General features: G+C 68.9%; 8 protein-coding genes. 2 read left to right on the top strand and 6 right to left on the bottom strand.

The window, feature by feature from the left end; translation table 11 throughout:
• Positions 1–717, top strand: a 717-nt coding sequence (locus CHB84_RS22730) for a 13E12 repeat family protein (protein ID WP_217898458.1), incomplete at its 5' end; no start/stop codon positions are given.
• Between the two features lie 23 nt (positions 718–740).
• Here the strand turns inward: CHB84_RS22730 and CHB84_RS03990 are convergent.
• The 3 genes from CHB84_RS03990 to CHB84_RS03980 all read right to left on the bottom strand — a co-directional run bounded on the left by CHB84_RS03990 (position 741) and on the right by CHB84_RS03980 (position 4,591).
• Positions 741–1,901 carry a CaiB/BaiF CoA transferase family protein gene (locus CHB84_RS03990; protein ID WP_089300086.1) on the bottom strand — a complete coding sequence of 387 codons (1,161 nt, stop codon included), beginning with the start codon at positions 1,899–1,901 and terminating at the stop codon, positions 741–743.
• Positions 1,902–2,152: 251 nt separating this feature from the next.
• On the bottom strand, positions 2,153–3,046 hold the full coding sequence (locus CHB84_RS03985; protein ID WP_089300085.1) for a mycobacterial-type methylenetetrahydrofolate reductase: 894 nt from the start codon (positions 3,044–3,046) through the stop codon (positions 2,153–2,155).
• A 513-nt stretch (positions 3,047–3,559) separates the two neighbouring features.
• Positions 3,560–4,591, bottom strand: coding sequence for an AraC family transcriptional regulator (locus CHB84_RS03980; protein ID WP_089300084.1), 1,032 nt, complete (start codon positions 4,589–4,591; stop codon positions 3,560–3,562).
• A 131-nt stretch (positions 4,592–4,722) separates the two neighbouring features.
• On the opposite strand from CHB84_RS03980, the gene CHB84_RS03975 reads away from it, so the two are divergent.
• On the top strand, positions 4,723–6,459 hold the full coding sequence (locus CHB84_RS03975) for a GMC oxidoreductase (protein WP_089300129.1): 1,737 nt from the start codon (positions 4,723–4,725) through the stop codon (positions 6,457–6,459).
• Positions 6,460–6,506: 47 nt separating this feature from the next.
• Here CHB84_RS03975 and CHB84_RS03970 read toward each other — a convergent pair whose 3' ends face one another.
• The 3 genes from CHB84_RS03970 to CHB84_RS03960 form a co-directional block, all read right to left on the bottom strand.
• Positions 6,507–7,187: an SDR family NAD(P)-dependent oxidoreductase gene (locus CHB84_RS03970; protein WP_089300083.1), complete on the bottom strand. Its 681-nt coding sequence runs from the start codon at positions 7,185–7,187 to the stop codon at positions 6,507–6,509.
• 221 nt (positions 7,188–7,408) lie between these two features.
• Entirely contained in the window at positions 7,409–7,966 is a 558-nt protein-coding gene (locus CHB84_RS03965) for a serine hydrolase (protein ID WP_176439768.1), read from the bottom strand.
• 574 nt (positions 7,967–8,540) lie between these two features.
• Positions 8,541–9,551 (bottom strand): LacI family DNA-binding transcriptional regulator, encoded by a 1,011-nt coding sequence (locus tag CHB84_RS03960; protein ID WP_089300081.1) that lies wholly within the window; start codon positions 9,549–9,551, stop codon positions 8,541–8,543.
• Positions 9,552–9,645 lie beyond the last annotated feature (94 nt).

Genomic DNA, 9,645 nt, shown 5'->3' with positions numbered 1-9,645 from the left:
GCCGAGGTGGCGGCTTCGGCGTATGCCCGCATCGACGCGCTCGCGCGCAAGCAACGTCACCGGGGCGATGCGCGTACGTTGGACCAGCTGCGGGCCGATATCCACGCCAACCTCCTGCTCGGGCAGGATCCCGGGGTGAGTGTGCCGGAGGCGGCGGCGACCGTGTTCCTGCACATGCCCATCGACACCGCGCTGGGCATGACGGAGACGGGCTGCGAACTCTCCGGCTACGGGCCCCTCCCCGCCCCGATCGCCCGCCACATCCTGGCCAGCGAGAACAGCGTATGGCGCACAGTCCTCACCGACCCCGCCAGCGGCGCCGTGTTGGACGTGGGGCGCAGGCGCTACCGGCCCACCACCGCCATCCGCGACCTGGTGGCCGTGCGCGATGCCGAATGCACCACACCCGGCTGCCACCGGCCCGCCCAGCACAGCGACTACGACCACCTCCGCGGATGGGGACGCGGTGAACACGGCACCACTGCCCACACCAACGGCGGAGCCAAATGCCGCCGGCACCACCGCATGAAAGACCACCCCCACTGGACCCTCCACCACAACCCCACCACCGGCACCACCACCATCACCACCCCCACCGGACGGTGCTACACCACGAAACAACACCCACCAACCGCACCACCCGAACCAACCCCATCGGACACCCCCACCGACCGCACAACCAGCGGCACCGACCCACCCGGCGACCCACCCTTCTGACAACCGCGCGCAGTCGCGAGTCGTCACCGTCCCTCGTCTCCGTCGAGCCAGGCAACGATCTCCGCGGTGTGTTCGCCGAGATGGGGTGGGCGTGCCCGGTACACGGGCGGGGTCTCCGACAGCGAGAGCGGGTTGGCCACGAACTCGGCGGCGTCGTCCTCGGCGTCACCCGCACGGCCGATCGACGCGCGGGAGCGCAAACCGAGATCGTCCGCGAGCGCGAAGGCACCCGCCACGTCGTTCACCGGTCCGCACGGCACTCCCAGCGGGGTCAGCAGGTCGAACCATTCCTTCGCGGTGCGTTCCCGCAGCCGCTTTGCCAACAGTTCCCCGAGCTCCTCGACGTGCGCGACCCGGTCGGAGTTCGTGGTGAATCGCTGATCACGGGCGAGCTCCGGCACGCCGATGCCGTCACACAGCGTCGCGAACTGCCGGTCGTTCCCGACGGCCAGCACCATCGGGACATCCGCGGTAGCGAACAGCTCGTACGGTGCGACGGACGGGCGCCGGTTGCCCATGGCCCCGGGCACCGCGCCCGCGAGGGTGTATCCGGCGCTCTGGTTGACCAGCCCGGACAGCAACGATGTGAGCAGGTTCGCCTCGACGAGCTGCCCCTGGCCGGTGGCGTCGCGGTGACGGAGCGCGGCGAGGATCCCGGTCATCGCGTGCAGCCCGGTGAGCACATCCACGACAGCGACGCCCGTCTTCACGGGTTGCCCCGGCTCCTGCCCGGTCACGCTCATCAGCCCGCCGACAGCCTGCACGAGGAGGTCGTAGCCGGGCAGGTCGGCCCCCTCCTCGGAACCGAAGCCGGTGATCGAGCAGTACACCACACCCGAGTTGATCTCGCTGACCTGCTCGTAGGCCAGCCCGTACTTGGCCATGGTGCCGGGCCTGAAGTTCTCCACCACCACATCAGCCCTGCGCACGAGCTCGTGAGCGCGCCGGTTGTCCACCGGGTCCGCGAGGTCGAGCCCGAGGGAGCGTTTGTTGCGGTTGACCGAGAGGAAGTAGGTGGCCTCCTGCCCGGCGAACGGAGGCCCCCAGCCGCGAGTCTCGTCCCCTCTTTCCGGATGCTCGACCTTGATCACATCGGCGCCCATATCGGCGAGCAGCATCGTCGCGTACGGGGCAGCGAGCACGCGGGAGAAATCGGCGACTACGAGATCGGACAACGCATTCATCGCGCTAGCCAATCAGACGACCCGGCGCGGTGTACCAGCGGTTGGTCCGGCCGCCGTCCGGCAGACGGGGCCTCCGCAGGGAGGTCGCGGCTGCCGGAACATCCTGCTGGCGGTCGGACCAGAGCCAGACAAGCAACAGCGGTTGGTCCGGCCGCCGTCCGGCAGACGGGGCCTCCGCGGGGAGGTCGCGGCTGCCGGAACATCCTGCTGGCGGTCGGACCAGAGCTTCTGGTTCTGGAGCGGCTCGCGGCTCAGGAGCCGTTCGGGCTCGGCTCCCAGTAGTCGAGCATCTCCGCGAAGGTCTCGAAGGCCGGCTTGGAGTAGCCGTACGGCGCCTCGAGATGCACGCTGAGCGGGAAGCCGAGGTCGTAGACCCCGTCGATGATGCGCTTGTACAGGTCCACGAGGAACTGCTTGCGCTCCTCGAAGGAGCGCTCGGCAATCTGCGCGACGAGCTTCTGCTCCTGCTCGACGGCACTGTTGCCCGGGTCCTGGATGAGCCAGTCGATCAGCTTCATCCGGCTCTCCACGGACGGCACGAAGCCGAAGGACAGCAGGATCTCGGGCCGATGCGGCGTCTCCTTGGCGAAGTCGCTGAGGAAGTCGACGATGGCGTCCGAGTACAGCAGCTGCGTCATCGCGTAAGTGGCGCCGCGCTCACACTTGAAGTTGAAACGCCCCTGCTCGCCTTCCCGGGTCGGAATCAGGATCACGCCACGGTTGTCGACGATGTCCTGGAACTCGCTCAACGCGTCCGTCGGGGCAACCCCCGGACCCTGGCCATCGGCGAGTGTGCGGGGCACACCGACGAAGGTGATGCCGTCCATACCGGCGTCGACCAGATCCTGTAGACGGTCGGTGAGCTGGGGCTTGTCGTGGAAGGCGGTTACCTGAGTGCACAGGCCTTGCACATCGCCGATCTCCGGCCGCACCGTGTTCCAGAAGTCGAGCGTGTCCATCTTCGGCCTGATCTCGACCGGGCGGTCGTCGTCCTCGGCGATGATGCCCGGGATCATCAGGTGCTTGATGCGCTCGGTCATCCCGGTGGCGCGGGCGTTCTCCGCCACCTTGCGAGCTTCCTCGACAGCCTTGTCCACACCGCCGTCGAGGTCAGGCGGCACGAGTTCGAGTGCGATGGTGTTCATGTCGTACTTGGGTTTCCCTCCTGTCGACAATAATATCCTGTCGACGTCGATCACGGCAGTTCACCAAACGCTCCAGGGAGCCTATCGCAAGCTCACCCACGACCGCGCTGTCGAGATGAGTGGACGGGACCCACGTGGAGAAAATAGTAACTCTCGCGGTCAGGTGAAACTACTCTGAACGAGCCAATTCCGGTCCGGTTGGCCGCGCACATCACTCGACGCGTAGCCCGGCGCCGGCGCCGCGACCGCGCTGTCCGGCCCCACTCAACTGGAGTTTTCCCGGGCAGGGGACCGCGCCGAGTAATTTGTCACCGTGATCCTGGTCACCTTGTTCCGCCGGTATCGGCAGATTGCTCGCCCGCCGTGCCGAACGGGGAAATCGCCACAACCACGCCGGTGACCGTTCTCACCGCGAAATGATCCCTCGACTCGCGAAGCACAATCGTACGGTGATGAATACGCAACCGTTGCCCATTACGCACTATGTCGAATCGGAAATTGTATTCGCGCCGCTCACGGCGCCTTCCGGGGCGCGATACCTCCCCGGAAGGTACGTGGCCCGACGCCCTTCCATCGCCGGAAGGCCTGCGAGAAGCTGGTCACCTCCACATAGCCCAACCGCCTTGCGACCTCGGCCACCGGAAGTCCCGCCGTCGACAGCAGGTCCTCTGCCAGTTCCGCGCGAGCGTCGTTCAGCACATCCCGATAGGACGTGCCTTCCTCTGCGAGTCGCCGGTGTAGCGTCCGCTCGCTGATGTGCAGCGCAGCGGCCATCTCGGCACGACCCGGCGGGCTACTCATCCGTGCGAGCACGTGCTCACGGACCTGTCCGGCCAGGCCCGCCCGTTGCTGCCTGCGCTCGAGAAGCTCGCGGCACTGCTGCCGCATCAGCGCGGCGCTGTGCTCGTCGGCCTGCGGTAACGGCGCGTCCAGCAGAACAGGGTCGATCTCGACGACGTTCTCCGCGCAGCCGAACTCGGGGCGTACGCCGCACAGTTCCGCGTAACGGTCGACCGAACCCGACGGCGGCGGGAAGGCGAACCGTACGCCGTGCAGCGCCACCGGCTCGGCCAGCAGGTCGGACTGCAGCGTCCGGATGGCGGCCACGTCCCGCTCCACCGCGAACCGTCGCAGGTCGACGGGGACATCCGGCGCGGCGAGCACCAGCAGCAATCCCCGCTCCCCTTCGCGCACCTCGATCCGGCAGTACGAGTAGGTCAGGTCGAGGAAACGCAGGCCCACATCGATGGCGCTGCGCAACGTCGGGCTACTGATCAGCGCGAACCCCCAGATGCCGTGGGTGGTGAGGTGATAGCGCGCGCCCGCGCGCAACCCCAGCCCCTCCGGGTGCCCGAGCGCGTCCAGCAGGTTACGGGTAATGGTCAGTTCCTGCGCCGCGGTCAGCTCGGTCGACGGATCCTCCAGCTGCTCGGCGGTGACGCCGCTGCCGCGCAGGCAGGTCCGCGTGGCTACACCGCTCTCTGCGCCGAGCTTGGTGAGCAGCAGCGCGCTCGCGGCCGGTCGCCGCACATCCCACCGCACCATTGGTCACTCCCCGCTCGCGGGAACCATCTCCTGGCCGGACATAGTAACTCTCTGGCGCGTTCGCACCTGTGACCAGCCGCTACCCGGCGCCTACCGTGACCTCCATCGACGACGACGTGATCGGCGGGAGCATGAGCGACAACGGCTACGACTACGACGTGCTGATCATCGGTTCCGGCTTCGGCGGCTCGGTCAGCGCGCTTCGGCTAACCGAGAAGGGCTACCGGGTCGGCGTGCTGGAAGCCGGCAGGCGCTTCGACGAGACCACCTACCCGAAGACCTCGTGGAACCTGCGCCGCTTCCTGTGGGCACCGCGGCTCGGCTGTTACGGGCTGCAACGGATCCATCTGTTGCAGGACGCGGTGATCATGGCAGCCGCCGGCGTCGGCGGAGGGTCGCTGGTCTACGCGAACACGCTGTACAAGCCGCTGGCGCCGTTCTACGAGGATCCGCAGTGGCGGCATATCACCGACTGGCGCGACGAGCTCGCCCCATTCTTCGACCAGGCCGAGCGCATGCTGGGCGTCGTGGAGAACCCGCTGCACACCGACGCGGACCGGGTCGTCGGCGAGGTCGCCGAGGACATGGGGGCAGGTGAGACGTTCCATCACACGCCGGTAGGCGTGTACTTCGGCGGGCCGGGAACGCCGCCGGGGACCGAGGTCGCCGACCCGTTCTTCGGCGGGGCCGGGCCGCAGCGGTCGAGCTGCGTCTCCTGCGGCTCATGCATGACCGGATGCCGGCACAACGCGAAGAACACGCTGGACAAGAACTACCTGTACCTGGCAGAGCAGAGCGGGGCGCAGGTTCACCCGCTGACCACCGTCACCGAGGTGCGCCCGCGCCGCGACGAGGGGTACGTGGTGGAGACCGTGGCCACCGGGCGTTCCGGTAAGCGGCCGCGGGACCGCCGCAGCTTCACGGCGGAGCAGGTCGTCTTCGCGGCCGGAACCTACAACACCCAGAAGCTGCTGCACCGCATGCGGGACAGCGGTTCCCTGCCAGGCATCTCGGCGAAGCTGGGCACACTGACCCGGACCAACTCCGAGGCCATCATGGGGGCCCGCGCCCCGAGCACCGATGTCGACTACAGCAGGGGCATCGCGATCACGTCGTCCTTCCATCCCGACGAGCACACCCATGTCGAACCGGTGCGCTACGGCAAGGGCAGCAACGCCATGGGGCTGCTGCAGACGGCGCTGACCGACGGCGGGAAGCGCCACCCGCGATGGGTCACCTGGCTCAAGGAGATGCTCGGCAACCCGCGGCAGCTCCGTTGGCTGTCCGTCCGGCGCTGGTCGGAGAAGACGATCATCGTGCTGGTGATGCAGTCGCTGGACAACTCCATCACCGTCTCCGGTAGGCGTACCCGGTTCGGTCGCTACCGGCTCACCTCGAAGCAGGGGCACGGGCAACCCAACCCGACCTGGATCCCCGTCGGCAACGAGGCCACCCGGCGGATCGCCGAGAAGATCGGGGGCGCCCCTGGCGGGCAGCTCGGTGACATCGCCAACATCCCGATGACCGCCCACTTCATCGGCGGATGCGCCATCGGGGACTCACCGGAAACCGGTGTGATCGACCCGTGGCACAGGGTGTACGGGCATCCGGGGCTGCACGTGGTCGACGGCTCGACCATCTCGGCGAACCTCGGGGTCAACCCGTCGCTGACCATCACAGCCCAGGCCGAGCGCGCGATGGCGTTCTGGCCGAACCGGTCCGAGGCCGACCAGCGGCCGCCCCTTCGAGCGACCTACCGGCGCCTCCACCCGGTGCCACCGGCCCGACCTGCGGTACCGACACACGCCCCGGCCGCGCTCCGGCTGCCGATCGTGGACGTCCGGGCAGGCGGGGCACCGGAAGGGTAGTCACAGCCAGGGTGGCGTGGCCGCCGCGGCGCCCTGTGCCCGGCACGCTATACCGGCACGTGCGCGCCGTTGACGACCGAGGAGTCCCCGGCGCACAGGAACGCGATCACCGAGGCGATGTCCTCCGGCGCGGTCCAGTTGCTGCGGTCGGCGTTCGGCTGCCCCGCACGGTTCGCCGGAGTGTCGATCATGCCTGGCAGCACAGCGTTGCTCCGGATGCCCTTTCCCTTGTACTCCACGGCGAGCGTGTCGACGAACGCCAGCAGGGCCGCCTTCGACGTCACGTAACCCACGCCCCCGGGAAACGGCTTGAGCGCGGCCTTGCTGGACACGCACACGACAGAGCCGCCCCCGCTGTCGATCAGATGCGGGATCGCGGCCTGCGAGGTCAGGTAGGCCGGGCGCAGGTTCAGGCGCAGCTGTTGCTCGAAGTCGGCGACCGGTGCCTCGTGCACCCTGCCTCCCATGGCGAAGCCGCCCACCAGGTTGACCACCGCGCGCAATGGGGCGTCCGGATCAGCAGCAGCCCGCCCGGCCACCGACGCCGCGTCGCCTTCCTCGAACAGGTCGGCCTTGATCAGATCGAGGTTGTCGTGTTCTTGAACGTGCTCCGCGGACCCGGGCGAGTTCCACGGCACCACGACCCGCCAGCCCTGGCGCAGCAACTCCCCCGTCACCGCCGTGCCCAGGCCGCCCGTTCCGCCGGTTACCAGTGCGGTGCCGCCCATGACATGCCTCCTCGGGTGCCGGTAGCTGTCCACGCACGATCATCCGACATGCTGCCGGTCCGTGCACAAGCCGGGTAGCCCATCGTGGGCAGGCCATCGGACATCGCCTGCCACCGCCTCGACAGCCGGGCACCTCGGCCCGCGTCCAGCAGGGCGCACGACATCCGCGCCTGCTACGCACCGTCAGTCCAGCGTCGCGGTGAGTTCGCGGGCGCCTGCGGTCAGGGCTTCCCGGCCGTCGTCGAATGTCGTGCCCGCCGGGAAACGGGTGAGCAGAACCGCGACGTACGGTCGGCCCGCACGATGTCCCTGCCGCCGTGGGTGTCCCACAGTCGCGACGCGACGCCGTCGTCGCTGCGAGCCAGCATCGCCTCGACCTCCCGGCGGTCCGCGGCGGCCAGTCCGGTCGTGTCCGCCCTGCTCAGGATCTCGACGGCGATCAGCAGCTTGACCACCGACGCCGTGTAGAACGGCTGATCGGGCCCGAACGCGGCCACCGTCTCGTTCGCGCACCGGTCGAGGACCACGATCCCGACATCGGCGCCGTTCACGGACCCGGTGACGGCATCGGCCACGGTCGAGGCGACGTCACCAGGGTACGGGGGCGGCGTGCGCGCCGTGCCCGCGCACGGATCCTGCGGGCCCGGCGCGCGGCGGCCGTCATCCGGTACCAGACGGTGATCCGGCACGAAAGCGTCATCCGGCACCACTGCATCATCCGGAACCGGGTACGGTTCGGTCGAACCGCAGCCGAACAACGCCACGGCGGTAACCGCCACGGCCAGGACCGCACCTGCTCCGGGTCGCATACCGCCATGAAACTCCGAAATGCCGGACGTATCCAGCCATACCGGGCGCATCCGGAGGGGCCACGCAGCCACACGGCTCGCCGGTGCGCATGCGTGCTGCGGCACACGTCAGGCATCATGGGCACCCGACACCGAGCAGACGCTCCCGGAGAGAACATGATCGAGTGCTCCCGCTGCGCCACGGTATTCGAGCCGGCCCGGACGCGGTGGCTGTGTCCCGTATGCAAGTGGAAGGAGTCCTGCTGCGAGGGCGAGATGCAGGCCGATGCCTCCGCTGGCAGGGAAGCACGAGCACAGCGCCCACGCTGAGCCACCGGCACCTGCTTCGGCAGGCTGAGCAACCCAGGAGCGCGCTCGGGGCAGGAGCGCCCACGGCTCAGCGGGCCGTACGCGGCCGGGAGCCTGCGGGGGCCGTCCAGTCGTCCGCTCCCCGCCCCTTCAGGTCCTGGGTGGTGATCGCCGCTGCGAGCCACGCGCAGGTCGCCGGGTTCTGTCGGGTCGTACGCGGGACGTTCTGCGGTGGTGCGCGCTACCACACCGTCGGCTACCGCACAGGGGCCTTCCCCGTCGAGCCACGGATCACCAGGTGTGACGGCAGGACGATCTGCTCGGCGCGGCCGGCTTCCCGCGACTTCTCCCGCATCCCGAGCAACGAGTCCACAGCCAGCCGCCCGACCTCCTCGAACGGCCCGCCGAGCGTGGTCAGTGCGGGAGAGGAGATGTCGGATCCGAATATGTCGTCGAACCCGACGACGCTGAGATCGTCCGGCACGCGCATGCCGCGTTCCGCTACCCGGCGCAGCATCCCGATCGCCATCAGGTCGTTGTGCGCGACGGCCGCTGTCGCCCCGGAGCCCAACGCGACGTCGGCCGCGTTCGCACCTGCCCGCATGGTCGGCTGGAACGGGCCGAGTCGCCTCGCCGACATCCCCACCCGCCGCGCGGCCTGCGCGAGGCCGCGCCACCGCTGGTCGGTCAACCATGCCCTGCGCGGGCCGGCGAGGTAGACGAGCGACTCGTGCCCGAGCGCGGCGAGATGTTCGACGATCTCCCGGGTACCGTCCACATGGTCCACGATGACGCTCGGCAGGCCCGCCAGCTGCCTGCTGATGAGGGCGACCCTGTGCTTGCCCGCGAGCGCTTCGATGTCCTCGTCGGTCATCCGGCTCGCCGCGACGACGAAGCCGTCCACCGAGCTGCCGAGCCGTTCGATGTTCCTGGCCTCCACCTCCGGTGACTCCTCGGTGTCCCCGAGGATGAGCGTGCACCCGGCCGCCCGCGCCTGGTGTTCCGCGCCCCGGATGATCCCGAAGAAGTGCGGGTTGGTGATGTCCGACACGAACAGCGCGACCGTGTGCGTCCGTCCGGACGGCAACGCGCTCGCCAGCGAGTTGACCTGGTACCCCAGTCGGTCCGCGACCGCGAGTACGTGTTCGCGGGTCCGCGAGCTCACCCGCCCCGGGTTGGACAGCGCTCGCGACACCGTCGACGGGGCCAGCTCCGCTTCCCGCGCGACGTCGTAGATCGTCGGTCGCTTCCGCTCATCCCGTGCCATAGCCGGCCTCCGACCCGCACATATCCGCAGGGTAGTTCCTCGGTTCTTTCTACTCGTCGTGGCAACTTCTGGCAACCGCTTGCCGTTGTTGCGA

Source organism: Haloechinothrix alba (assembly GCF_900188115.1).
Lineage (GTDB): Bacteria > Actinomycetota > Actinomycetes > Mycobacteriales > Pseudonocardiaceae > Haloechinothrix > Haloechinothrix alba.
The sequence above is the reverse complement of the archived record's forward strand: the minus strand, read 5'-3'. Positions and strand labels throughout refer to the sequence as shown.